Genomic DNA, 25607 nt, shown 5'->3' on the forward strand with positions numbered 1-25607 from the left:
CGGGATCGTCGCTAAGTCGGTGTGTTCGGGCGCGCGAAGCACTCAGCGCGCGGCGACAGAAGACAATTCTACGACCTCGCGGGCGGCGGTGGCGACGTCGGCGTTCACGACGCGGTAATCGAACTCGTTCTGTGCGGCGAGTTCGACCCTCGCCGTGCGCAGTCGGCGTGACCTCTCCTCAGCGTCCTCGGTTCCCCGGCCGACGAGTCGCTGCACCAGCTCGTCCCACGAAGGCGGGAGCAGGAAGACCAGCGTCGCCGACGGCTCGGCCGCACGCACCTGCCGCGCTCCCTGCAGGTCGATCTCGAGCAGGACGGTCCTGCCCTCGGCCAGCGCCGCGTCGACAGGTCCGCGCGGCGTGCCGTACCGGTGCCTGTTGTGCACGACCGCGTGCTCGAGCAGCTGGTCGTCGGCGATGAGCCTGTCGAACTCGGCGTCGTCGACGAAATAGTAGTGGACGCCGTCGACCTCCCCCGGACGCGGGGCACGGGTGGTCGCCGACACGGAGAGGTGGATCTCGGGGCGCTGCGAGCGGATGTGGGCCGCCACGGTGCCCTTGCCGACGGCCGTCGGGCCGGCGAGCACGAGCAGTCGGCTGCGGCCGGCGCGGGGCTTGGCCACGGGGAAACGGCGGTCGAGCCACGACGACAGCGCCTCCAGCTGCCGGACCCCGAGCCCCCCGAGCCGCTTGACCGGCGAGATGGCGAGCTCCTCGAGGATCCGGTCGCGCTTGCCCGCACCGATCGCCGGCAGCGCCATGAGGAAGTCGGTGACCCGCATCGTCGCAGCATCCGAGTCGTGGTCGGTGGTCGCGCGGCGCAGCACCTCCTGTGGCGTGACCACACGCGTCGTCAGGTCGCGCTTGAGGGACGCCCGCGCGCGACGTCTCTGCAGAGCGCGGTGAGCAGCCGCCACACGATCGACCTCGGGGACAACCCGTGTTTCAGCCACCCAGCACCTCCCGATAGCGTGCGGCCCGTTCGTCGATCGTAACCGCGATCCGGTCCGGTCCGGCGGTGAGGATGCTGCGGCTCTCGCTCGCCAGCACGTTGCGGGCGGCGGCGCCGAAGCGCACGAGCAGATCCTCCGGCGTCGCGCCCTGCGCGCCGAATCCCGGCGCGAGGATCGGCGTACCGGTGAGCACGTCGTCGTCCAGGCCCATCTCCAGCCGGTCGACGGTCGCGCCGATGACCAGCCCGACCGGGCCGAGACCGCCGTCGAAGGCCGCAGAGCCGTTCACCCAGGTCACATCGCGCGCGACGCGCTGAGCGACCGTCTGCCCCTCCGTCGCGGCGACGTCGACCGTCCGCGCGGTCTGAAGAGCGGCGGCCTCGGGGTTGCTGGTCGCGGCGAGCACGAACACGCCCTTCTGCGCCCGCACCGCGGAGGTGAGGGTGTCACGCAGCGAATCGGGCCCGAGGTACGGGCTGACGGTCACGGCATCCGCCTCCAACGGGGAGCCCGACCCGAGCCATGCGGAGGTGTAGCCGGCCATCGTGGAGCCGATGTCACCGCGCTTGGCGTCCGCGATCACGATCAGCCCCGCACCGCGTGCGGCCGCCAGCACGTCCTCGAGGGCGGCGAACCCCCGCGAGCCGAAGCGCTCGAAGAACGACACCTGCGGCTTGACGATCCCCGCGCGTCCTGCCGCGGCCTCGACGACAGCCAGGCCGAACGAGCGCACCCCTCCTGCATCCTGGCCGAGACCCCACTGCTCGAGCAGCGCCGCGTGGGGATCGATCCCCACGCACAGCGGACCGTGCTCGTCCATCGCGGCGCGCAGCCGCTGCCCGAAGGATGTCGTCACACCGCGGCCTTCCGGTCGAGTTCGTACTCCTGCAGACTGCGCACGGCGAATCCGGTGCCTGCGGCATCCATGCCCGTCACCGCCGCTCCGAGGGTCGCGATAGTGGTGAACAGCGCCTTGTCCGCGGCGACCGCGGCCGCACGGATCTCATAGCCGTCTGCCCGTGCCGCGCCGCCGCTCGGCGTGTTCACGATCATGTCGATCTCGCCGTCGTTGATCAGATCGACGATGTTGCGCTCCCCCGAGTCGCGCGTCTCGCTGAATTTCGACACCACGGCGGCGTCGATCCCGTTGCGGCGCAGGATCTCAGCGGTGCCCTCGGTGGCCACCAGCGTGAACCCGAGCTGCTGCAGCCGATGGGCCGGCAGGATGACCGCGCGCTTGTCGGCATCCGCCACCGAGATGAACACGGTGCCCGACGTGGGCATGCCGCCGTACGCCGCGGCCTGGCTCTTGGCGAACGCGGTCGGGAAGTCGCGGTCGATCCCCATGACCTCGCCGGTCGAGCGCATCTCGGGGCCGAGCACGGAGTCGACGGTCTTGCCGTCCGCGGTGCGGAACCGCTTGAACGGCAGCACCGCCTCCTTCACGGCGACGGGTGCGTCGAGAGGCACGCGCGAGCCGTCCTGCTCGGGCAGCATCCCCTCCGCGCGCAGTTCGGCGATCGTCGCGCCCGCCATGATGCGGCTGGCGGCCTTCGCCATCGGGATGCCGAGTGCCTTCGAGACGAACGGCACGGTGCGGCTTGCACGAGGGTTGGCCTCGATCACGTAGAGCACGCCGGCGCTGATCGCGAACTGCACGTTCAGCAGTCCACGCACGCCCACACCCTCGGCGATGGCGAGCGTCGCCTCGCGAACCCGGTCGACGTCGGTGCGTCCGAGCGAGACCGGCGGAAGGGTGCAGCTGGAGTCGCCGGAGTGGATGCCGGCCTCCTCGAGATGCTCCATGACACCGCCGATGAACAGGTCGGTGCCGTCGTACAGCGCGTCGACGTCGAGCTCGATGGCGTCGTCGAGGAACCGGTCGACCAGCAGCGGCTTGCCCTGTTCGATGATCACCTCGCCTGCGGTGCGCACGAAGTAGTCGCGCAGCGCAGGGGTGCTGTACACGATCTCCATGCCGCGCCCGCCGAGCACGAAACTGGGGCGGACGAGAACCGGGTAGCCGATCTCCTCCGCGATGCGCACAGCGCCCTCGACGTCGATCGCGGTGCCGTTGCGCGGCGCGACGAGACCGGCTTCATCCAGGAGGCGCGAGAACAGTTCGCGCTCCTCGGCCAGATCGATCGCCGCGGGGCTGGTTCCGAGCACCGTGTAGCCGGCGGCCTCGATGCCCTTCGCCAGGCCGAGCGGGGTCTGCCCGCCAAGCTGGCACACGACGCCGAGGATGGTGCCGCTCTGCGATTCGGCGTGCAGCACCTCCAGCACGTCCTCCAGAGTGAGCGGCTCGAAGTACAGCCGGTCCGACGTGTCGTAGTCGGTCGAGACGGTCTCCGGGTTGCAGTTGACCATGACGGTCTCATAGCCGGCATCCGACAGTGCGAATGATGCGTGCACGCACGAGTAATCGAACTCCACGCCCTGGCCGATGCGGTTGGGGCCTGAGCCGATGATGACGACCTTCGTTCGCTCGGAAGGCGCGACCTCGGTCTCGCTGTCATAGCTCGAGTAGTGGTACGGCGTCAGCGCGGGGAACTCCCCCGCGCAGGTGTCGACGGTCTTGTACACGGGGCGGATGTCGAGCTCGCGCCGGATGCCGCTCGCCTCGGGCTCGGAGATCCCGCGAAGCTGCGCGATCTGCGCATCCGAGAAGCCGTGCTCCTTCGCGTAGCGGATGACGTCGGCGTCGAGCTCGTCCGCGGTGCGCACGACCTCCGCGACCTCGTTGATCAGAACGATCTGGTCGAGGAACCAGGGGTCGATCGCTGTCGCGTCGAACGCCTGCTCGATCGTCGCGCCCTTGCGCAGGGCCTGCTGCAGCGTGACGATGCGGCCGTCGGTGGGCGTCTTCGCGATCTCGAGCAGCTCGTCGACGGTGCGGGTCTCCTCGCCCCAGTGGAAACTCGAACCGCGCTTCTCGAGCGAGCGCAGCGCCTTCTGCAGCGCCGTGGCGTAATTGCGGCCGATCGCCATCGCCTCACCCACCGATTTCATGGTGGTGGTGAGGGTCGCGTCCGCGGCCGGGAACTTCTCGAAGGCGAACCGCGGCACCTTCACGACGACGTAGTCGAGCGTGGGCTCGAAGCTCGCCGGGGTGACCCCGGTGATGTCGTTGGGGATCTCGTCGAGCCGGTAGCCGAGCGCGAGCTTGGCGGCGAGCTTCGCGATCGGGAAGCCGGTCGCCTTCGAGGCCAGTGCCGACGAACGCGAGACGCGCGGGTTCATCTCGATGACGATGATGCGCCCGTTCTCGGGGTTCACCGCGAACTGGATGTTGCAGCCGCCGGTGTCGACCCCGACGGCGCGGATGATGTCGATGCCGATGTCGCGCAGCTTCTGGTACTCGCGGTCGGTGAGCGTCAGCGCGGGCGCGACGGTGATGGAGTCACCGGTGTGCACGCCGACCGGATCGACGTTCTCGATCGAGCAGACCACGACGGTGTTGTCGGCGGTGTCGCGCATGAGCTCGAGCTCGTACTCCTTCCACCCGAGGATCGACTCCTCCAGGAGCACCTCGCTGGTGGGCGAATCGTGCAGGCCGGCACCGCCGATGCGGCGCAGATCCTGCTCGTCGTACGCGAACCCTGAGCCGAGTCCGCCCATGGTGAAGCTGGGACGCACCACGAGCGGGTAGCCGAGCTTCTCGGCACCGGCGAGGAGCTCGTCCATGCTGTGGCAGATCACGGATGCCGCGACATCCGCGCCCGCCTCGATCACGAGCTCCTTGAAGATCTGACGGTCCTCGCCCTTCTGGATCGCCTCGACCTTGGCGCCGATGAGCTCAACGCCGTACTTGTCGAGGATGCCCTGCGAGTGCAGCGCCATGGCGGCGTTGAGAGCGGTCTGGCCACCGAGCGTCGGCAGGATGGCATCCGGCTTCTCCTTGGCGATGATCGTCTCGATGACCTCGGGGGTGATCGGCTCGATGTAGGTGGCGTCGGCGAAGTCGGGGTCGGTCATGATGGTCGCCGGATTGGAGTTGACGAGGATGACCCTGACACCCTCCTCGCGCAGCACGCGACAGGCCTGGGTTCCGGAGTAGTCGAACTCGCAGGCCTGGCCGATGACGATCGGTCCGGAGCCGATGACGAGAACGGAGTTGATGTCGTCGCGCTTGGGCATTACTTGGTGTCCTTCTGTGCGAGGTGTGCGACGACGACGTCGCGGAAACGGTCGAAGAGGTAGTTGGCGTCGTGCGGTCCTGCGGCCGCCTCGGGGTGGTACTGCACCGAGAACGCCGGGATGTCGAGCGCGCGCAGACCTTCGACGACACGGTCGTTGAGCCCGATGTGGCTGACCTCGACCCGGCCGTAACCCGCCGGGCTGTCGAAGGTCTCGTCGAGCGGGGCGTCCACGGCGAAGCCATGGTTGTGCGCGGTGATCTCGACGCGCCCTGTCGCCTTGTCGAGCACCGGCTGGTTGATGCCCCTGTGCCCAAAGGGCAGCTTGTACGTGCCGAGGCCGAGCGCACGGCCGAAAAGCTGATTGCCGAAGCAGATGCCGAAGAACGGCAGCTTCTCGTCGAGCACCTCGCGCAGCAGCGCCACATGCCCGTCGGAGGCGGCGGGGTCTCCCGGTCCGTTGGAGTAGAACACGGCGACGGGATCGATCGCCTTGATCTCCTCGATGGTCGCCGTCTGCGGCAGGACGTGCACCTCGAAACCGCGGGCGGCGAGGTTGTCGATGGTCGCCTGCTTGACGCCGAGGTCGAGTACGGCGAGGTTTCCGATGCGGTCCCCCGCTGCGGGTGTGATGGCCGCGACCTCGACCGACACCTGCGCCGACAGGTTCTGGCCTGCCATCTGCGGCGCCTCGGTGACGATACGCAGCTGCTCCTCGGGCTCCAGTGCGGCATCGGGTCCTGAGAAGATGCCGCCGCGCATGGAGCCGGCCGAACGGATGTGACGGGTCACCGCGCGCGTGTCGATCCCGCTGATGCCGACGATGCCGTCGCGCGTGAGCGTGTCATCGAGTGAAGCGTTCGCCCTCCAGTTCGACACGACGCGCGACGGGTCGCGGACGATGTACCCGGCTACCCAGACGCGCCGCGATTCGGTGTCCTCGTCGTTCATGCCGGTGTTGCCGATGTGGGGTGCCGTCTGCAGCACGATCTGGCCCGCGTACGACGGATCAGTGAGGGTCTCCTGATAGCCCGACATCCCGGTGGCGAACACCACCTCGCCGAGGGTCGTGCCCAGCGCCCCGTACGCACGTCCGCGGTGCCTGGTGCCGTCCTCGAGGACGAGCACGGCCGGCTGGGGCAGGGTGTGAGCTTTCGTGGGCGTGTGGTTCATGCTGGTGTTCCGTTCTCAGGGGCGGAGCTGAGGCGCTCGAGCTCCGGCAGGATCTGGTGAGGCTCGCCCGAGGTGAGCCGCAGGAAGGAGTCGACGACGATGCCGGACGGTTCGCGCCAGACGAGGCGGATGAGTCCGTTCGGCTCGACGACGCGATTCATCGCGACCGTCGCGGCGTCGGCGGTGAGGAGCCTGGACGATGCCAGGAAGACCGTCGGCGAGCCATCCAGGCTGAGTGCCACACCGCGGTCGGTGAGGACGAGTTCGCCGCGCGCCCGATAGGCCAGGGGGCGGATGGCGAGCCGCTCCAGCGGCTGGTCGTGCTTGGTGGTGGCGACGTAGAGCACCGGGTGCCGCGAGGTGACCTCGGCATGCTCAGGCACGCCGAGCGGCGCGCTGAGCCCGGAGTCCCGGCGCAGTCGCGCTCGCCAGGCGAAGAGCATGGAGAGCAGCACGAGCAGCGCCACGGCGCCGATGATGAGGGCGGCGATCTCGCGGGTCATTTCGCGGTGCTCCCCGCAGTGCCTGGGAAGAGGTCGGCCAGTTCGCCGTTCTCCAGCGTGACGGTGCCGCCGTGGATCGTCCACTCGACCCGACCCGGCAGTTCGCGCCCCAGGTACGGCGAGTTGGCGCTCCGCCCGTGCAGGTCGGCCTCAGTGAAGACGCCCTGCGCGCTCGGGTCGTAGAGGGTGACGTGCGCGGGCGCTCCTGCTCCGATGTGTCCGAAGCCCTCGAGGCGACCGATGCGGGCGGGCGCAGCGCTCATCACCCGCGCCACGTCGTCCCAGCCCATCAGACCTGTCGCGACCATCGACTGATGCACGACCCGCAGGGCGCTCTCGAGACCGACCATGCCGTTCGCGGCGGCCTGCCACTCGCACGACTTGTTCTCGGCCGGGTGCGGAGCGTGGTCGGTGGCGACGATGTCGATCGTGCCGTCGGCGAGGCCCTCACGCACCGCGAGCACGTCCTCCTCGCGGCGCAGCGGCGGATTCACCTTGTAGCGGGCGTCGTAACCTCGCACCAGCTCGTCGGTCAGGAGGAGGTGGTGGGGGGTGACCTCCGCCGTCACGGCGATGCCTCGCTTCTTGGCCCATCGGATGATGTCGACCGACCCCGCGGTCGACAGATGGCACACGTGCAGGCGGGAGCCGACGTGCTCAGCGAGCAGCACGTCGCGGGCGATGATCGACTCCTCCGCGACGGCGGGCCAGCCGGTGAGCCCCAGCTCGGCCGAGACCGCGCCCTCGTTCATCTGCGCGCCTTCGGTGAGGCGGGGATCCTGCGCGTGCTGCGCGATGACGCCGTCGAAGGCCTTCACATACTCGAGCGCACGTCGCATGATCAGCGGATCCCAGACGCAGAAGCCGTCGTCGCTGAACACCCGCACGCGGGCACGCGAGGCGGCCATCGCGCCGAGCTCCGCGAGCCGCTCGCCCTTCTGACCGACGGTGACGGCTCCGATGGGCTGCACCGTGGCGTATCCCGCGGCGTCTCCCAGGGCGAGCTCCTGTTCCACGACGCCGGCGGTGTCGGCCACCGGCGAGGTGTTCGGCATGGCGAAGACCGCCGTGAAGCCGCCCGCCGCGGCAGCGCGGGTGCCTGTGAGCACCGTCTCGGAGGCTTCGAAGCCCGGCTCGCGCAGGTGCGTGTGCAGATCGACGAGTCCTGGCAGCGCGAGCAGCCCGTCGGCGTCGATGACGCGAGCCCCTGCGCGACTGAGTCCGGCTCCGACCTCGGCGATCACGCCGTGCTCGACGACCAGGTCGATGGTCTCGCCCGCGGCTGACCGCGCGCCCTTGATGACGAGGTTCTCGCTCACTGCACTTCCTCACGTACTTCTCGCTCCCCCGCAAGCAGCAGGTAGAGCACGGCCATGCGCACGGAGACGCCGTTCGCGACCTGCTCGAGCACTGTCGAGCGGGGCGAGTCGGCGGCTTCCGTCGAAATCTCCAGCCCCCGGTTCATGGGTCCGGGATGCATCACGATGGTCGGCTCCGGCAGGCGCGACACGCGCAGCGCGTCCAGCCCCCACAGCCGGGTGTACTCCCGTTCGTTGGGGAAGTACGCGGCGTGCATGCGCTCACCCTGGATGCGCAGCATCATCACCGCGTCCGGCTCGTCAGCCAGGGCGCGGTCGAGGTCGTACAGCACCCGCACCGGCCACTGCGTGACGTTCTGCGGGATGAGGGTCGGCGGGGTGACCAGCGTCACCTCGGCCCCCAGCGTGGTCAGCAGCCAGACGTTGGAGCGCGCGACCCTGGAGTGCAGCACGTCGCCGACCACCACGACACGCAGCCCGGTCAGGTCGCGTCCGCGGCTGTCGGCACCGTAGCGGCGCTTGCGGATGGTGAAGGCGTCGAGCAGGGCCTGCGTGGGGTGTTCGTGCGTGCCGTCTCCGGCGTTCACCACGCCAGCCGAGATCCACCCGCTGGTCGCGAGAGTCTGCGGCGCGCCTGATGCGGAGTGACGCACGACGACGGCATCCGCGCCCATCGCCTGCAGCGTCTGGGCGGTGTCCTTCAGGCTCTCCCCCTTGGAGACGCTCGAGCCCTTGGCTGCGAAGTTGATCACGTCGGCGGAGAGCCGCTTCGCGGCCGCCTCGAACGAGATGCGGGTGCGGGTGGAGTCCTCGAAGAAGAGGTTGACGACCGTCTTGCCCAGCAGGGTCGGCAGCTTCTTGACCTGACGGGACTGGGTGTCGGCCATGTCCTCGGCCACGTCGAGGATCTGCAGCGCGGTGCGGTGGTCGAGGGTGCGGGTGTCGAGCAGGTGCCTCATGCTTCGATCGTCACCTCGTCCACGCCGTCGAGTTCACGCAGGTGAACGTTGACGCGCTCGGTGCGCGCTGACGGGATGTTCTTGCCGACGAAGTCGGGACGGATGGGCAACTCGCGGTGACCTCGGTCGATGAGGATCGCGAGTCGCACCGCGGACGGGCGGCCGATCGATCCGATCGCGTCGAGCGCGGCGCGGATGCTGCGCCCGGAGAAGAGCACGTCGTCGACGAGTACGACGGTCTTGCCGTCGATTCCGCCGTCGGGGATCTCGGTGCGCTTGGGGGCGCGGGTAGGGTGCTTCGCCAGATCATCGCGGAACAGCGTGACGTCGAGTGACCCGACGGGTATCGGCTGCCCTGCGATGCCTTCGATGATCGGTCCGAGCCGATCGGCGAGCGTGACGCCTCGCGTCGGGATGCCGAGCAGCACGAGGCCTTCAGCACCACGGTTGGATTCGAGGATCTCATGGGCGACGCGCGTGAGAGCACGCGCGATGTCGGCTTCCTGGAGCACAGTACGCGCAGTCAAGTGGCCACGTCCCTTCTCCGCCTCTCCGGACGGTGTTAAAGGTGGTGATGGGTACCAGTCTAGCGAGTCCAGCGGACGCTCCGTGCATGCGGCAGGTGCGTCGAGCGCATGGGGCCGGCGGCGGGTCGGCCGCCGGCTGCCGCGGGGACCGGGCCGCTAGCCTGGCGGGATGCCGTCGCTCCCCCGTCGCATCACGCTGGTGCGCCACGCCATGCCGGTCGTCGATGTTGCCGTCGACCCCGCTGCGTGGTCGCTGAGCGCGGAGGGCGCCGCCGCGGCATCCGCTCTGCATCTGGCGACGGATGCCGTCGCCGTGTCAAGTCCGGAGCTGAAGGCCCTGCAGACGGTCGCGCTCGCACGGGGCGTCGCGACCGACGAAGTCGCGGTGGACGCGCGATTCCGCGAAGTCGACCGCGTGGAGGCCGTGCACGACGGCTTCCGGGAGGCGCGCCGGGCGTGGGTGACCGGCGTGCTCGATTCACGGCACGAGGGGTGGGAGCATCCGGATGCCGCCGCCCGCCGCTTTCACGAAGGGCTGCTCGCTCACCCTGCCGAGCATCTCGTCGTCGGAACCCACGGGATGGTGCTGACCGCGTGGATGGTGGCGCGGGGACTTGTCGCGCCTGGCGCGCCGGCTGCCGCGTTCTGGGAGGCGCTGGGGCTGCCGGCGGTCGTCGAACTCGGCGCGGAGCGTCCGCCGGCCGTCATGGACCGGGCAGCGGAGACGCTGGGCGGGGCCGCCCCAGGACAGGAGATTCGCTGAAAACAGGACGAATCACGAGAAACGGTCCTGTTCTTGCGTTTCGTCCTGCTCTCGGTGACGTATCGACGGCAGTTCCGCCTCAGACGGCGGGACGCAGCGCCTCGTCGGTGACCTCATCGACCTTCTTCGCCCGGATCGGGTGACCGCTCGTCGACAGGCAGCGGCCGGTCTTCAGATCCCACTTCCAGTCGTGCATGCTGCAGGTGAGCACGCCGTCCTCGTCGATCTTCCCGGTGCGGGTCAGATCCGCGCGCAGGTGGGGGCACCGGCGTTGTACGACCCAGTCGCCGATCTCGGCATCCTCGGTCTGGTCGGTCTGCTCCTGATACCAGTTCTCGACGTACTCGATCCGGTCGACGGACAGGCACTTGAAGAACGTGTAGATGAACTCGTTGAACTTGCCCTTGCGGCCGGCGGTGAACTGCATCGACAGGAAGATGGAGTTCGACCAGTCGATCTCATGATCGCGGATGTTCGTCGAGACCAGGTCGGCGGGGATCGTGTACCAGAACTCCACGTCCTCCCCGGCGAACTCCCGCACCTTGGCCTTCGGGAAGTCGACGACGAGATCGAGTTCGCCGATGGTCATGCGTACGGGGCCGCCCACACCGAGGCGGATGGTGCGCGACTTCTTCAGCAGCGGCTCCCACCAGGTCTTCAGCGCCTCGAGCATCTCGGCCGGCGGCAGCACCGCGGCGCGTGACGCCTCTTCATCGCGCAGCTCCTGCTGGCGGGTGGCGCGCTGCTCTTCCAGATAGTCCCACTTCTCGTCGAAGATGTGGTCGATCTCGGCCTGGGTGTACAGCGATTGGGTCACCGACAGTTCGCCGTTGCTCATCTCGACCACGGTTCCTGGAATGAACAGCTGCCCGTCGTACTGGGGCGCCTGCTCCTTCAGATGGGCGAGGAACTCCTTCTGATCGGTGAAGATCGAGTCGCCGTCGCGGCCTGTCCCATTGAAGTCGAACAGGTCGTCGCGCAGGAACATCGGGGGCCCCGCCATCGGGAACACGTGCGGTGCGTCCACCTTCTCGATGTAATACATCGCTCGCTTGTTCTGCGCCTCACGCTTGAGGCGCGCGAAGGTCTGCTTGGCGTCCTGAGGCAGGTCGTAGACCATCGGCCACCAGATCGCCCCTGACACCTGGGTGAAGTACGCCTCGGGCTTGCCGAACGCGAGCAGCTTCTCCAGATCCAGCGGATGCGAGTCGTTCTGGTTCAGGATCGACGCCGTGCCGTCGTCGACGCTCAGGGACGAGTCTCCGATGGGCCCGTCGCTCGGTGCGCGCAGCGGCGTGATCATGATCTTCAGCTCGTCACGCTCGATGACCTCGCCGGCGGGCGCGTAGGTGATGTTGTTGTAGCCCAGAGCTCGTATGTCCTGCTCGAGGTCATCGATCGGGTACTCGGGCAGCAGCACCTCGATGTCCTTCGAGATGTACTTCTGGAGCAGTCGCGGGTCGAAGTGGTCGCGGTGCCGGTGCGAGATGTACAGGAAGTCCGCTTCACGACCCAGGCGCTCCCAGTCGAGCCCGCGATTGTCGGGGAACGGGAACCACGAGCCGTAGAAGGACGGGCCGAGCACGGGATCGCAGATGATGTTGCCGCCGCGTGTCTCGATGAACATCCCCGCGTGGCCGAGTCCCGTGATCCGCATGTCTCTCCTCCTGCTGTGAGCAGCCTCGATTCTACCGAGGGGATGCTGTGCGCGACGGGTACGCCGCCACGGATGCGCGGATGCGCGGGCGACGCGCTCAGGTCTCCAGCAGTCCGCGGATGTCGTCGGCGGTGAGCGACTGCGAGAACAACGCATCGTCGTCCATGACCGCGGTGAACAGCCGCGCCTTGCGCTGCTGTAGGGCGAGTACCTTCTCCTCGATCGTGCCCGACGCGATGAGGCGGTAGACGAACACCCGGCTGGTCTGCCCGATCCGGTGGGCGCGGTCGATGGCCTGCGCTTCGGCGGCCGGGTTCCACCACGGGTCGAGGAGGAAGACGTAGTCCGCTTCCGTGAGGGTGAGTCCGAAGCCGCCGGCTTTGAGGCTGATCAGGAAGACCGGCTGATCGCCGCCGCGGAACCCGTCCACCACCTCGCCACGTCGGCGGGTGGAGCCGTCGAGGTGGGCGTATGCGATGCCGGCGGCGGTGAGGCGCTCGCCTGCGAGGTCGAGGAACGAGGTGAACTGGCTGAACACCAGGGCGCGGTGCCCCTCCGCTCGAAGCTCCTCGATGTGCTCGATCAGCACGTCGAGCTTGGTGGACGGTATCGAGCGATCCTCGGCATCGATGAGCTGCGGCGACAGCGCCAGCATCCGGAGCATCGTGAGTGAGCGGAAGACGATGAACCGATTGCGGTCGAGATCGGCGAGAAGACCCAGCAGCTTCTGCCGCTCGCGCTGCAGGACGGTGTCGTAGCGGGCGCGGTGCGCGGGCGCCAGCTCGACCAGCACCTCCTGAACCTGTTTCTCGGGCAGTTCGGCGGCGACCAGCTCCTTGGTGCGACGGAGCATGAGGGGCCGGATGCGGCGCCTCAGGCGCGCGAGGCGACGCCGGCGGTACTCTCCCCCCTCCTCGTTCTCCGGCACCTTGCCCTGTTCGATCGGCTGCACGTACTCCTCGCGGAACCGGCGGGCCGACGGGAACAGCCCGGGGGCGGTGAGCGCGAACAGGGCTCGCAGGTCGGTGAGGCTGTTCTCCAGCGGGGTTCCGGTCACGGCGATCGTCACGCGGGCTCGTAGTGCTGCGATCGCCTTGTGCACCTTCGTCGCCGGGTTCTTTGCGAACTGCGCCTCATCGAGCACGATCGCCGCCCATTCGAGGGCGGAGTACTCCTCCTCGTCGAGACGCAGCAGCGTGTAGGACGTGACGACGATGTCGGCCGTCCTGGCGAGCTCGGCGATGCGCTGGTCGCGGCGGGCGGAGGTGCCGTCGATCACCGCCACCCTCAGGCCGGGGGCGAATCTTCCGGCCTCGCTGCGCCAGGTGCCGAGCACGGACGTGGGCGCGATCACCAGGAACGGGCGGCGTTCACCCTGTTCGCGGGCGTGGACCATCAGCGAAAGCAGCTGCAGCGTCTTACCGAGTCCCATGTCATCGGCGAGGATGCCGCCCAGCCCGTGCTGCCAGAGGAAGGCGAGCCAGTCGAATCCGTGCTTCTGATAGGGCCGAAGGTCGGCCTTCAGGCCCGTAGGGACGGGCGTCGGCGGCACCGAGTCCACGTCGCGCAGCCCCTCTGCGATCGCCCGCCAGGCGACGGCCGGCTCGGCCTGGTCGGCGAGGTCCTCGAAATCGGCCCACAGTGCGGTCTGGTGCCTGCTGATGCGAGGGCCGGTCTCCCACTCGGCCAGCGCTGCCGCCTCGTCGATAAGTTCGCGTAGCGCCTGCAGGGCGGGGTGGGCGAGGGAGAGGTAGCTGCCGTCCGCCAGGAGCAGCTTCGTTCGACGCATGCTGAGCGCGGTGAAGAGGGGCGTGAACGGGATCGTCTTGCCCTCGATCTTCACGATGACCCCGAGGTCGAACCAGTCGGGATCCGATGACTCCATCGTCGACACGGTGATCTCGGGTGCGCCGCTGAGCTCGCGATACCTCTTGCGACGCCCGGTCACGATGACGCGCATGTCGCTGTCTTCGAACGCCGGCAGCACCTGCGCCGCCCACTCCGCCGCGCCGACGCCCTCGAGCACGGCGTGATCGCGGAACGGCTCGGCGGCAGCGGACGCCCAGGTCGCCTCCAGGATCCGCTGCTCGCGCAACTCGCCCTCGGGATCGCGGAACGGCTGCTCGGTCGAGCCGGAAGGCAAGGGTGCGAACGCGACGGCACCGTGGCCCTCGTAGTGCCATTCGAAGCGGTAATCGACGCGGTCGCCACGCTGGAAGTCCACCCGCAGCACCGGCACCGGTGCCACCGGCTGCGGCAGTCGAAGACCGGGTGCAGCAGTCACCGTCGTCTGGCGCGCGATCAGCGGGTACGCCTCGGCGAGGAACGACTCCCGATCCTCTGCGGGAACGGCGATGGGCTCGCCCGCCGTGATCGCCGCGTGCACGGCGGGCGGCAGCGGCACCGCGCCGAGGACGATCTCGATCCGCTCCCCCACGACGTCCCAGCGGTAGACGCCCGTGCGTCCGATCGGGCGCAGAGACCCGGCCGGCGCCGCCTGCTCATCGAGACGGACATCGGTGCTGACGACCAGTCCCCCGTCGTCGGAGGGCGCGACGCTCAACGCCGCGACGACGCTGCCGGCCAGGCGCACAGTGGTGTGCTTCTGCGTGGCGATCACCGGGATGCCGACACCCGCAAGCGTGTCAAGGTGCTGCCACAGCAGCGGCGACTCCACCCGGTCGAGCACGATCCAGTCGCCTGCGGTGCCGGACAGCAGCGAGTCTCGGGCGACAGCGAGGAAGTCGATGAACCATCGCGCCTGCTCGGGGGCGTACCGGTCGCCCGACCGGCGGACGGCATCCCACGTCGCGTCAGCCTGCACCCACCGCCCCGTCGACGCACTGCGCACCAGCGGTCGTACGGCGAGCATCACCTCGCCCTGTTCACGCACCAGCTCACGCGGGGTGGCGGTGTGTGCGGCAGCGGCGCCCCACCGGTCGACGGTGCGCAGGGGCTTCACCCGCAGCTCGACGCCGAGGGCCAGCGGCGACGGGGCCTGCCTGCGCGCGGGAGCCGCCGGGACCAGCTTGCGCCATGCCTGCGTGCGGACGCGGGAGCTGCCCACAGCCGCCGCTTGAGGGCCGACGAGGAGCGCCGCGACCACGTGCTTGCACGCGCGCTGCACAGGGCACGAGCAGATCGAATCGAGGATGGCCCCGCCACGGAAGCGCACGCGACATCGATACGGCGCGGGTGCGCCGCCGAACACCTCCGCGGTCAGCGTCTCCGATCCGTCGTCCCAGGAGCAGCGCAGCACCCTGTCCTGGCGCGCATAGTCGAGACCGCGCTGGTAGGCGTTCTCTCCTGCCAGTGTGCGCAGTTGCTGTGCGCTGGGGCGCGGAGCGGTCATATCGGCATCCTGCCGTCACCCACGGACACCGGTCCGTGACTGGTCAGTTCGCGCGGTCGATGCGTGCGAGCACGCCGTGCACGAAAGCGCCGGAGTCCTCGGTGGAGAGCTCTTTGGCCAGCTCGACGGCCTCGTCGATCGCGACGGCGGTGGGCACCTCCTCGTTGAAGAGGATCTCCCAGACTCCGATACGAAGCAGGGCTCGGTCGACGGCCGGCATCCGCTCGATCTTCCAGTCCCTGCTGTGGGTGGTGATCTGCTCATCGATCTCGTCACGGTGGTCGATGACCCCGTCCACGATGTCGCGGGCGTAGAGCCAGGATGCTTCGCGGGTCGGCTCGTTCGCTGCCCGCTTGGCGGCTGCGGCGAGCACGACCGCCACCTCCTCTCCGCGCACGTCGGCGGAGAAGAGGATGTCGAGGGCGCGCTTTCGCGCCTTTGTGCGAGCGCTCAAGGTCAGTCGTTGACTCGGCCGAGGTAGTCGCCCGTGCGGGTGTCGACCTTGACCTTGGTGCCCTGCTCGAGGAACAGGGGAACCTGGATCTCGTAGCCGGTCTCGAGGGTGGCGGGCTTGGTGCCGGCCGACGAGCGGTCGCCCTGCAGACCCGGCTCGGTGTAGGTGACCTCGAGCACCACGGACGCGGGCAGCTCGATGTAGAGCGGGTTGCCGTTGTTCAGCGCGATCTGCACCTGCTGGTTCTCGAGCATGAAGTTCGCTGCGTCACCGACCGTCGCGGACGGGACGTTGATCTGGTCGTAGTCCTCCTGGTCCATGAAGACGAAGCTGTCGCCGTCGGTGTACAGGTAGGTGAAGTCGCGGCGATCGACGTTCTCGATCTCGATCTTGGTGCCGGCGTTGTACGTCTTGTCGACGGTCTTGCCGGTGACGACGTTCTTCAGCTTGGTGCGAACGAAGGCTCCGCCCTTGCCCGGCTTGACGTGCTGGAACTCCACGACGCTCCAGAGCTGTCCGTCGATCTTGATGACGACGCCGTTCTTGATGTCTGCGGTGGATGCCATGCTCAGAGAGGTCCGTTCGTGTCGGGATGATGGAGCCGGTCGCACGCTCAGCGAGCTGGGCCGACAGTCGATTCTACGGGATGCCGCGGAGGCGGACGGTTCAGAGCTGCGCGACCAGCGCGCGAACCGCCTCGGCGTAGCCGTCGACTCCCCTGCCTATGACTCGCACGGCCGCGACGTCGTGCAGGTAGGAGAAGTGCCGGAACTCCTCGCGGGCGTACACGTCGGAGATGTGCACCTCGGCGAACGGCAGCGACACTCCTGTGAGGGCATCGCGCAGCACGACGGACGTGTGGGTGAGGCCGCCGGGATTGATGACGATCCCCGCGCAGTCCTCGCGCGCCGCGTGGATCGCGTCGATGAGCACACCCTCGTGGTTGCTCTGCTCCGCGCGGATCTCGTAGCCGAGCGTCTCGGCCGCCCCTGCCGTCACCTTCACGACGTCGGTGAGCGTGGCGGTGCCGTACACCTCGGGCTCCCTGGTGCCGAGCAGATTCAGGTTCGGACCGTTCACGAGCAGTAGGCGGCGGGAAGCGGTCACGCTCCGACCTCCTGGTACGCGGCGAACAGCAGCGACTCGTCCGGTGCCTGCAACACGGTGGGCTTGGCGATGTCGTCGAGAAGGATGAAGCGCAGCATCCCACCGCGTGCCTTCTTGTCGCGCTGCATCGTCGCCAGCAGCTGCTGCCACGCGCCTGCCCGATAGGTGATCGGCAGACCCAGCGATTCGAGCACGGAGCGGTGACGCTCGGCGCCTGCGTCCGAGAGCCTCCCGGCCAGGCGCGACAGCTCGGCGGCGTACATCATCCCGATCGAGATCGCCGCGCCGTGCCGCCACTGGTAGCGCTCCGCGTGCTCGATCGCGTGTCCCAGGGTGTGGCCGTAATTGAGGATCTCGCGCAGCCCAGCCTCGCGGAAGTCGTCCGAGACGACCTTCGCCTTCATGTCGATGGCGAGCTCGACAGTGCGTCGGAACTCCTCCGTCGTCGTGTCGATCGCACGCTGCGGGTCGGCCTCGACGATGTCGAGGATCTCGGGCGCCCAGATGAAACCCGCCTTGACGACCTCCGCGTAACCGGCGGTCGCCTCGTTCGCGCTCAGGCTGCCCAGTTCGTCGAGGTCGCCGATCACCGCCCGCGGCGCCCAGAAGGCGCCGACCATGTTCTTGCCCTCGGCGGTGTTCACACCGGTCTTGCCACCGACGGCCGCGTCGACCAGCCCGAGCACCGTGGTAGGCACCTGCACCACCTGCACGCCGCGCAGCCAGGTCGCAGCGACGAAGCCGGCGACGTCGGTCACCGACCCGCCGCCGTAGCCGATCACGGCGTCGGTGCGGGTGAAGTCCGCCTGACCCATGATCTGCCAGCAGAACGCCGCCACTTCGATGCGCTTGCCCGCCTCGGCATCAGGGATCTCGGCCAGCAGCACCTCGAGCCCGCCGTCCCCCATCAGCCGCTCCCGCAGTTCCGCCGCGCGCATCGCCAGAGTCGGCGGGTGCACCACAAGGACCTTCCGCACCGCGGGATCGAGCGCCTCTGCGATGCGGTCGAGGATCCCGCGGCCCACGATGATGTCGTAGGCGCTCTGTCCCGTGACGCTGATGGTCGTCGTGCTCATGCCCGTTCCTTCCTCCATGCGGCGATCTCCTCCGCCAGCTTGCGCATCGGCCGGCGCGATGTGTCGACCGTCAGGTCCGCGACCTGCTCGTACCAGGCGCGGCGCTGCTCGAAGATCGTGCGCCACCGCTCCACCGGGTCCTCCTCGCCTGCGAGCAGGGGCCGCCCGGCACCGCGGATGCGGTTCGCGACGGCTTCCGCGCTCACGGTGAGGTACGCCACCGGATGCTCCGCCAGCAGCGCTCTGGTGGACGGATCGGTCACCGCTCCCCCGCCCAGCGACACCACGCCGCCTTCCGCGACGGCCGCGGCGACGGCTGTGCGCTCCAGTTCACGGAAGTGCGCCTCTCCGTGGGCTGCGAAGATCTCGGGGATCGGGCCGTGCTCGGCGGCGATGCGCTTGTCTGTGTCGACGAAGGTCACGCCCAGCAGCCGCGCGACCTTGCGTCCCACACTGGTCTTGCCCGCCGCCATCGGCCCCACGAGCACGAGTGTCAGCGGCCGGTCCGTTGCAGCGGGATCAGGAGAGCTCATCATGGGCGAGCAGCGCCGCCTCCGAGGCGGGCGCCGTGCGCAGCGCCTCGGGGATCGCCTCGAGGTACGCGTCGAGATTGCGTCGCGTCTCGCGGATGCTGTCGCCGCCGAACTTCTCGAGAATCGAGTTCGCCAGTTCGATCGCGACCATGGCTTCGGCTACGACGCCGGCGGCCGGAACCGCGCACACGTCGGAGCGCTGGTGGTGGGCGGTGGCCGCCTCGCCGGAGGCGACGTCGATCGTGCGCAGAGCGTGCGGCACGGTTGCGATGGGCTTCATGCCGGCGCGCACGCGCAGCACGGTTCCGGTCGTCATGCCGCCTTCGGTGCCGCCGGCGCGATCGGATGCACGTGTGATGCCGTCTGCCGCCACGAAGAGCTCGTCGTGGGCGGCTGAGCCCCGGCGGCGGGTGGTGGCGAACCCGTCGCCGACCTCCACGCCCTTGATCGCCTGGATGCTCATGAGCGCCTGCGCGAGGCGCCCGTCGAGGCGTCGATCCCAGTGCACGTGCGAGCCGACGCCGGGCGGAAGCCCGTAGGCGAGCACTTCCACGATCCCGCCGAGGGTGTCGCCGTCCTTGCGGGCGGCATCCACCTCGGCCACCATCAGCGCTGAGGTCGCCGCGTCGAAGCAGCGCAGCGGGTCGGCGTCCAGCGCCTCGACGTCGTCGGGGCCGGGAAGAGGCGATCCGTCCGGGACCTGCACTGGACCGATCGAGAGGGTGTGGCTGACGAGGCGGATGCCGAGTTCGGAGAGGAACGCGCGCGCGACGGCGCCGAGCGCCACCCGCGCGGCGGTCTCACGCGCGCTGGCCCGCTCGAGAATCGGCCGTGCCTCGTCGAAGTCGTACTTCTGCATGCCCACGAGATCGGCGTGACCGGGCCGCGGTCGTGTGAGGGGGGCACCGCGGCCACGGGACTTCTCGGTCAGCTCGGTGGGCGCAGGGCTCATCACCTCGGTCCACTTCGGCCACTCCGTGTTGCCGACGCGCAGCGCGATGGGGCTGCCCAGGCTCTTGCCGTGGCGCACGCCCGCAGAGATGGTGAGCTCGTCCTGCTCGAACTTCATCCGCGAACCGCGACCGTAGCCCAGTTTGCGACGCTGCAGGTCGGCCTGGATGGCTTCGGCGGTGACGGTGACGCCGGAGGGCAGGCCCTCCATGACGGCGATGAGTTCGGGGCCGTGCGATTCGCCGGCCGTGAGCACGCGGAGCATTGCTCTAGTCTCCCACGGCGGCCGACCGCATGACGGACACGATGACGTCCTCATCGGGAAGCGGCTCGCTCTGCGTGCCGCGCAGGAAGATCCTGATCTGGCGGACGGCCTGGTGCAGCAGCATCTCGAAGCCGGAGATCACGTGCCCGGCGTCCCAGGCGGCCGCGAGGGCGGACGGCCACGGCGAGTAGGCCGCCTCGAAGAGCACTCCGCCCGATGTCGTCAGCGGTGCGGCGACCGGTGCGTCGAGCACCGTTCCGCTGGGCAGCGTCGCTACCGTGGCGTCGACGTCCCCGGCGGGATCGCCGAACGGCAGCACCCGGAACTCGACGCCGAGCTCCTCGGCGATCCTTCCCAGTCGCGCCGCCGCCTCGGGACGCCGCGCGCGTACCTCCACCCGTTTCGCGCCCAGATCGCGCACGGCGACGAGTGCCGACGCCGCCGTGGCGCCGGCGCCGAGGATGCGGACGCTCGTCAATCCGGACACCCCTGCGGATGCGAACGCGTCGCCGATTCCGCCGACGTCGGTGTTGAAGCCGCGTCGCGTCTCGCCGAGCAGGAGCGTGTTGACGGCGCCGGTGAGGCGAGCGTGCGGGTCGAGCGTTTCGGCGGCCGCGTGAGCGACCTCCTTGAGCGGCATGGTCAGCGACAGGCCCCGCCACGTGTCGTCCAGGGAGGCGAGTGCTGCGCCGAACCCGGCAGTGTCGACTCGCCTGCGGTCGTATCGCCAGTCGAGGCCGAGCTGTCGGTATGCCGCCGAGTGCAGGGCGGGCGACCGGCTGTGCCCGATCGGATCGCCCCACACCGCCAGCCGAGTGCCGGCGCTCATGTCAGCAGCCCTTGTAATCGGGGTTGGAGCGGCACCAGGCGCGCATCTTCTCGATGCCCTGCTGGTGCTGGGCGTAGGTCTCGGAGAACTGCGTCTCACCGGTGCTGAAGTCGATCGTCACGAAGTACAGCCACGGACCGTCGGCGGGATGCATCGCCGCATCGATCGCCGCATCGCTCGAGTTGGCGATCGGCGTCTTGGGAAGCCCGGTGATGTAGTACGTGTTCCACTCGTTGGGATCGTTCTGCGCTTCGCTGGAGGTGCTCGCCTTGCCCGCGTGTAGCTCGCCGTACCCGTACTGGGCCGTGGAGTCCATCTGCAGCTTCATGCCCTCATCGATCCGGTTCTGGATCACCCGGGACACCTTTGCGAAATCCGGGGTCCGCGCTTCGCGCTCGATGATCGACGCGATGGTCAGAACGCGCTGCGCGTCGGCATCCGGCACCCCCGCATCCTCAAGCGACTGCCGCGTGCGCTCGACCATCCGGGCGATGATGTCCTTCGCGCTGGACCCGGGGTCGAAGGTGTACACCGCGGGGAACAGCCACCCGTCCAGCCGCTCCGCCTGCACGCCGTACGCTGACGGGTCCTTCACCGCCGCCTGCAGCTCCTCGAGCGGCACTCCGACACCGTCGACGATGCGGGGCAGCGCGGATTCGACGGTACTCCCCTCCGGGATGCGCACGGTGTTCTCCATGCGGTTCGCCGGGTCCTCCAGCGCCTTCAGTGCCGCCGCGGCCGTCATCTTCTTCTGCAGCTTGTACACCCCGGGATAGAACGTGACCGAGGGGTTCTCCTCGATCAGGTAGTCGTAGAACACCCGATCCGTCTTGGTCACGCCGGCCTCGAAGAGCGCGGTGGAGACCGGGGAGCCCGTGTCGCCGGACTTGATGGTGACGAGCGCCTCACCTGAGGCCTGACCCGGCTCGTAGTCCTTGGGCTCACCCCAGCCCATGATCTCGTTGATCCTGTCGCCGTAGGTGTTCATGGCCCAGACGCCGCCGGCCGCGATCCCGCCGAGAATGGCCAGGATCACGATCAGGCCGATCAGGCACCCGCGGCCTCGTCTCTTCTTCGGCACGTGACGATGCTGCTCGGGCGCGAACAGAGCGTCGATGGAGTGCGGGTCGTCCTCGACCGCGAGTCGACCTTCAGCTCTCTCCGGCGCGCCGGCTTCCGTCATACGGCCCGACTGCTGCGAGGAGGCGGCGGCCCCGGACGCGACCGGAGTGACCGCCCAGATTTCCTGCGCCTGATGGCCCGAGGCGCTGGCGGGCTCGGGACGGGCGGCACTGCTCGCGCTGTCGGGACTCGCCGCATCGGAACTCGCCGTATCGGGGCTCGCCGCGGGTGTCGCAGCATCCGGCCCGCTGCCGACCGGCTCCGCGGATGCGGGCCCCCCGGCATTCTGCTGAGCCTCCCGCCTCGCCCGCCGTGACCCGGGGGCCGGCTGATGGCGGCCGTCGCGGGCAGGCAGCGGCGAGGAAGCCGTCGGCAGGTTGGAGAACAGGTCGCCCAACTCCTGCCGCTTCGGGGAGTCGTCCGGGTCAGACATCGGCAGTGGGCTCCTCATCGAGGTCGATCAACGCGCCGGCGGGTGTCCCGGTGCTCTTCTCGGTGTCGACAGCGTGCTGCAGCAGCACCACGGCGGCCACCTGGTCGACAATGCTACGAGACTTCTTCTGGGATCTGCCCGAGGAACGCAGCGCCGCATGCGCGCTCACCGTGCTCAGCCTCTCGTCGACGAGTCGCACGTCGATGCCGGTTCGGACGCCGAGTGCGACGGCGAAATCCCGGGCGTCCGCCGTCGAGGGCGTCTCATCGCCGCGCAGGTTCACGGGGAGGCCGACCACGAACTCGATCGGCTCCCACTCAGCCGCGAGCTCCGCGATCCGATCCACGGAGGCCTCAGAGCGGGGCACCGTCTCCACGGGCACGGCCAGCATCCCGTCCGGGTCGCAGCGCGCCACGCCGACACGCGCCTTGCCGACGTCGATGCCAAGGCGGATGCCGCGACGGAACCCGGTCACGCCGCCGAGAGCTCCGACACGACGGCGGCGAGTGCGGCATCCAGCGCCGACGCGTCGGTGCCGCCGCCCTGTGCGACGTCGTCCTTGCCCCCGCCGCCTCCTCCGAGCACCCCGGCTGCGACACGCACGAGCGCCCCGGCCTTGGCTCCAGCAGCTCGCGCCGCTTCGTTGGTGGCGACGACGACGACAGGGCGACCACCGGCGACACCGCCGAACGCCACCACGGCTGCATCCGATCCCAGGCGTTCGCGCACACTCAGGGCGAGGGTGCGCACGTCGTCGGCCGAGCCGATCTCGCCGAGCGAGGACGCCGCCACCCGGTATGAGCCCACGGTCTGTGCGGACTCGGCCAGCGCGGGCACGCGGCCCTCGCGCTCCTTGGCCTCGAACTGAGAGATCCTCTTCTCGGCCGCCTTCAGGCTGGCCTGCAGCTCCTCGATGCGGGCGGAGAGCTGATCGCGAGGCGTCTTGAGCGCGGCGGTCAGCTGAGAGACCACGGTACGCTCGGCGGCGAGCTCCCGGAAGGCGTCCTGGCCGACGAGAGCCTCGATGCGCCGGTTCGACGCACCGACCGACGACTCGCCGACGACACTGACCAGGCCGATCTCCGAGCTTGACGACACGTGGGTGCCGGCGCACAGCTCACGCGACCAGGGGCCGCCGATGTCGACCATGCGCACCACGTCGCCGTACTTCTCGCCGAACAGCGCCATGGCGCCGGCTTCCTTCGCCTCGTCGAGCGAGACGATGCGGGTGGTGACCTCCAGCGCGTCGTGCACTGCGCGGTTGGTGATGTCCTCGATCTCCGAGCGCGTGTCAGCCGAGAGCGGCTGTGACCAGGAGAAGTCGAAGCGCATGTAGCCGGCGCGGTTCAGCGACCCGGCCTGTGTGGCGCTCGGACCGAGAGTGTCGCGCAGCGCCGCGTGCACCAGGTGGGTGGCGGAATGCGCCTGACGTGCGGCACGGCGGTTCGCGGCATCCACCACAGTGGTGGCGCGATCGTCCAGCGCGACGCTGCCCGAGGATACGAGCACCGTGTGGCTGATCAGGCCGGGCACCGGCCGCTGCACGTCGAGCACATCCAGCTCGAAGCCGGTGCCGATGATGCTGCCCTTGTCGGCGACCTGACCGCCCGATTCCGCGTACAGGGTTGTCTCAGCGAGGACGACCTCGGCGACCTGGCCCTCGGAGGCGGTCTGAGCCGGAGCGCCGTCGACGATCAGGCCCAGCACGCGGGACTCGGTCTGCAGATCGGTGTAACCGGCGAAACCGGTCTCGCCGAGAGCTCGGAACTGCCGGTACACCGACACGTCCGCGAGCTGGCGCTTGCGGTTGCGGGCGTCGGCCTTCGCGCGATCGCGCTGCTCCTGCATGAGGGAGTCGAACGCTGCTCGGTCGACGTCGAGCCCTGCCTCCTCTGCGACCTCCAGGGTGAGGTCGATCGGGAACCCGTACGTGTCGTGCAGCAGGAAGGCCTCGGAGCCGCTCAGCGTGGAGCCGCCGCTCTTCTTCGTCTCGCCGAGTGCGAGATCGAGGATCGTCGAGCCCTGCACCAGCGTGCGGCGGAAGGTCTCCTCCTCGGCGAACGCGGCCGACGAAAGAGTCGCCCAATCGCTCTCGAGCTCGGGGTAGGCCGACTTCATCGCATCACGGGAGGTGGCGAAAAGCTCGGGGAACACGGGCTCGTCGACGCCCAGCAGGCGCATCGCGCGCACGGTGCGGCGCATGAGCCGGCGCAGGATGTAGCCGCGACCCTCGTTGGAGGGCCGCACGCCGTCGGAGAGAAGCATCAGCGAGGAGCGCACGTGGTCGGCGATCACGCGGAAGCGCACGTCGTCCTCGTGAACGGCGCCGTAGCGGCGACCGGACAGCTCCACCGCGCGGTCGAGCACGGGGCGAACCTGATCGGTCTCGTACATGTTCTCGACGCCCTGCTTGAGGAAGGCGACGCGTTCGAGGCCCATGCCGGTGTCGATGTTCTTCTGCGGCAGCTCGCCGACGATGTCGAACTCCGTCTTGCCCCGGATGTTCTCGATGAAGTCCTGCATGAACACGAGGTTCCAGATCTCCAGGAACCGACTGTCGTCGGCTGCCGGTCCGCCGTCCTTGCCGTAGGCGGGACCGCGGTCGAAGAAGATCTCGGAGTCTGGCCCACCCGGGCCGGGCTGACCGGTGTTCCAGTAGTTGTCGGCGCGCCCCAGACGCTGGATGCGCTCGGGCTTGAGGCCGATGATGTCACGCCAGATCGCCTCGGCCTCATCGTCGGTCTCGTACACCGTGACCCAGAGGTCCTTCTCGTCGAACCCGAGTCCGCCGTCGGCCTCGGACGAGGTGAGCAGCTCCCAGGCGTAGCGGATCGCGCCTTCCTTGAAGTAGTCGCCGAACGACCAGTTGCCGAGCATCTGGAAGAAGGTGCCGTGGCGGGCGGTGCGTCCGACCTCTTCGATGTCGTTGGTGCGGATGCACTTCTGCAGGTCGGCGATGCGGGGATGCGGCGCGGGGACCACCCCGGTCAGGTACGGGATCATCGGCACCATGCCGGCCACCGTGAACAGCAGCGACGGGTCGTCGCTGACGAGCGACGCCGAAGGGACGATGAGGTGGTCGTTCTTCTCGAAGTAGTCGAGATAGCGCTGCGCGATCTCCGCAGTTCTCATAGTGCTCGTAGGTGTCCTTGCGTAAGCGGCCGCCCGCGGATGCGCGGGCGGTGAGGTGAGGGCTTGGGTCAGTCGTCTGCGGACTCGGAGAGACGCGCTTCCTGCTGCCTGTACGCGTCGCCGAGGATGGAGGTGAACTCCGAGATGCGCGCATCGACGTCGGCGAGGAGCTCCTGACCGCGCGGGTCCTTGTTCATGAAGTGCGCGGCGACGAACCCGCCGATCACACCGATCAGGAACCACAGCATGTTCTTCATGTCGTCAACCTCGTCTTCCCGCGGGGCGCGGTCTCTCCATCGTATGCGGAATCGTGCCGAGACGACGAGAGGCGCCGGGTGTTCCCCGACGCCTCCCGCCTGGGC

22 protein-coding genes are annotated in these 25607 nt (G+C 69.0%); 1 reads left to right on the top strand and 21 read right to left on the bottom strand.

Annotated features, from left to right (window positions below):
- Positions 1-42: 42 nt before the first annotated feature.
- Genes gmk through pyrR form a run of 8 tightly spaced genes read right to left on the bottom strand, consistent with a single transcriptional unit; the run spans position 43 to position 9571 of the window.
- A complete protein-coding gene (gmk, locus tag RIN43_RS12530) occupies positions 43-951 on the bottom strand; it encodes a guanylate kinase (RefSeq protein ID WP_309129254.1) in 909 nt (302 codons plus the stop codon).
- Positions 944-1807 carry an orotidine-5'-phosphate decarboxylase gene (gene pyrF / locus RIN43_RS12535; protein ID WP_309129255.1) on the bottom strand — a complete coding sequence of 288 codons (864 nt, stop codon included), beginning with the start codon at positions 1805-1807 and terminating at the stop codon, positions 944-946. Before pyrF ends, gmk begins: the two co-directional genes overlap by 8 nt.
- A complete protein-coding gene (gene carB / locus RIN43_RS12540) occupies positions 1804-5091 on the bottom strand; it encodes a carbamoyl-phosphate synthase large subunit (RefSeq protein WP_309129256.1) in 3288 nt (1095 codons plus the stop codon). Before carB ends, pyrF begins: the two co-directional genes overlap by 4 nt.
- Entirely contained in the window at positions 5091-6263 is a 1173-nt protein-coding gene (carA, locus tag RIN43_RS12545) for a glutamine-hydrolyzing carbamoyl-phosphate synthase small subunit (RefSeq protein WP_309129257.1), read from the bottom strand. The genes carB and carA overlap by 1 nt, the downstream gene beginning before the upstream one ends.
- A complete protein-coding gene (locus RIN43_RS12550) occupies positions 6260-6766 on the bottom strand; it encodes a hypothetical protein (RefSeq protein ID WP_309129258.1) in 507 nt (168 codons plus the stop codon). The genes carA and RIN43_RS12550 overlap by 4 nt, the downstream gene beginning before the upstream one ends.
- The gene (locus tag RIN43_RS12555) at positions 6763-8085 is read right to left on the bottom strand and encodes a dihydroorotase (RefSeq protein WP_309129259.1); all 1323 of its coding nucleotides are present in this window, start codon (positions 8083-8085) and stop codon (positions 6763-6765) included. Before RIN43_RS12555 ends, RIN43_RS12550 begins: the two co-directional genes overlap by 4 nt.
- Positions 8082-9044: an aspartate carbamoyltransferase catalytic subunit gene (locus RIN43_RS12560; RefSeq protein WP_309129260.1), complete on the bottom strand. Its 963-nt coding sequence runs from the start codon at positions 9042-9044 to the stop codon at positions 8082-8084. The genes RIN43_RS12555 and RIN43_RS12560 overlap by 4 nt, the downstream gene beginning before the upstream one ends.
- Complete coding sequence (gene pyrR / locus RIN43_RS12565) at positions 9041-9571, bottom strand: bifunctional pyr operon transcriptional regulator/uracil phosphoribosyltransferase PyrR (protein WP_309129261.1); 531 nt, start codon at positions 9569-9571, stop codon at positions 9041-9043. Before pyrR ends, RIN43_RS12560 begins: the two co-directional genes overlap by 4 nt.
- A gap of 169 nt (positions 9572-9740) precedes the next feature.
- Here pyrR and RIN43_RS12570 point away from each other — a divergent pair, with 169 nt between their 5' ends.
- Positions 9741-10334, top strand: a complete 594-nt coding sequence (locus tag RIN43_RS12570) for a histidine phosphatase family protein (protein WP_309129262.1) — start codon at positions 9741-9743, stop codon at positions 10332-10334.
- Positions 10335-10413: 79 nt separating this feature from the next.
- Here the strand turns inward: RIN43_RS12570 and RIN43_RS12575 are convergent, their stop codons facing one another.
- The 13 genes from RIN43_RS12575 to RIN43_RS12635 form a co-directional block, all read right to left on the bottom strand.
- A complete protein-coding gene (locus tag RIN43_RS12575; protein WP_309129263.1) occupies positions 10414-11991 on the bottom strand; it encodes a Rieske 2Fe-2S domain-containing protein in 1578 nt (525 codons plus the stop codon).
- A gap of 97 nt (positions 11992-12088) precedes the next feature.
- Positions 12089-15343, bottom strand: coding sequence for a DEAD/DEAH box helicase (locus RIN43_RS12580; RefSeq protein WP_309129264.1), 3255 nt, complete (start codon positions 15341-15343; stop codon positions 12089-12091).
- 43 nt (positions 15344-15386) lie between these two features.
- Complete coding sequence (gene nusB, locus RIN43_RS12585; RefSeq protein ID WP_309129265.1) at positions 15387-15797, bottom strand: transcription antitermination factor NusB; 411 nt, start codon at positions 15795-15797, stop codon at positions 15387-15389.
- A gap of 2 nt (positions 15798-15799) precedes the next feature.
- Positions 15800-16363 carry an elongation factor P gene (gene efp / locus RIN43_RS12590; protein ID WP_309129266.1) on the bottom strand — a complete coding sequence of 188 codons (564 nt, stop codon included), beginning with the start codon at positions 16361-16363 and terminating at the stop codon, positions 15800-15802.
- Positions 16364-16463: 100 nt separating this feature from the next.
- Positions 16464-16904, bottom strand: a complete 441-nt coding sequence (locus RIN43_RS12595) for a type II 3-dehydroquinate dehydratase (protein WP_309129267.1) — start codon at positions 16902-16904, stop codon at positions 16464-16466.
- The gene (aroB, locus tag RIN43_RS12600; protein ID WP_309129268.1) at positions 16901-17980 is read right to left on the bottom strand and encodes a 3-dehydroquinate synthase; all 1080 of its coding nucleotides are present in this window, start codon (positions 17978-17980) and stop codon (positions 16901-16903) included. The genes RIN43_RS12595 and aroB overlap by 4 nt, the downstream gene beginning before the upstream one ends.
- Entirely contained in the window at positions 17977-18513 is a 537-nt protein-coding gene (locus tag RIN43_RS12605) for a shikimate kinase (RefSeq protein ID WP_309129269.1), read from the bottom strand. Before RIN43_RS12605 ends, aroB begins: the two co-directional genes overlap by 4 nt.
- Complete coding sequence (aroC, locus tag RIN43_RS12610; RefSeq protein WP_309129270.1) at positions 18500-19729, bottom strand: chorismate synthase; 1230 nt, start codon at positions 19727-19729, stop codon at positions 18500-18502. Before aroC ends, RIN43_RS12605 begins: the two co-directional genes overlap by 14 nt.
- 4 nt (positions 19730-19733) lie before the next feature.
- Positions 19734-20558, bottom strand: a complete 825-nt coding sequence (locus tag RIN43_RS12615) for a shikimate dehydrogenase (RefSeq protein WP_309129271.1) — start codon at positions 20556-20558, stop codon at positions 19734-19736.
- Between the two features lies 1 nt (position 20559).
- A complete protein-coding gene (mltG, locus tag RIN43_RS12620) occupies positions 20560-22113 on the bottom strand; it encodes an endolytic transglycosylase MltG (protein ID WP_309129272.1) in 1554 nt (517 codons plus the stop codon).
- On the bottom strand, positions 22106-22588 hold the full coding sequence (ruvX, locus tag RIN43_RS12625; protein ID WP_309129273.1) for a Holliday junction resolvase RuvX: 483 nt from the start codon (positions 22586-22588) through the stop codon (positions 22106-22108). The genes mltG and ruvX overlap by 8 nt, the downstream gene beginning before the upstream one ends.
- On the bottom strand, positions 22585-25245 hold the full coding sequence (gene alaS / locus RIN43_RS12630) for an alanine--tRNA ligase (protein ID WP_309129274.1): 2661 nt from the start codon (positions 25243-25245) through the stop codon (positions 22585-22587). Before alaS ends, ruvX begins: the two co-directional genes overlap by 4 nt.
- Positions 25246-25313: 68 nt before the next feature.
- Complete coding sequence (locus tag RIN43_RS12635) at positions 25314-25502, bottom strand: hypothetical protein (protein WP_309129275.1); 189 nt, start codon at positions 25500-25502, stop codon at positions 25314-25316.
- Positions 25503-25607: the final 105 nt, after the last annotated feature.

The sequence above is a fragment of the Microbacterium sp. genome (assembly GCF_031178445.1).
Taxonomy (GTDB): Bacteria; Actinomycetota; Actinomycetes; order Actinomycetales; family Microbacteriaceae; genus Microbacterium.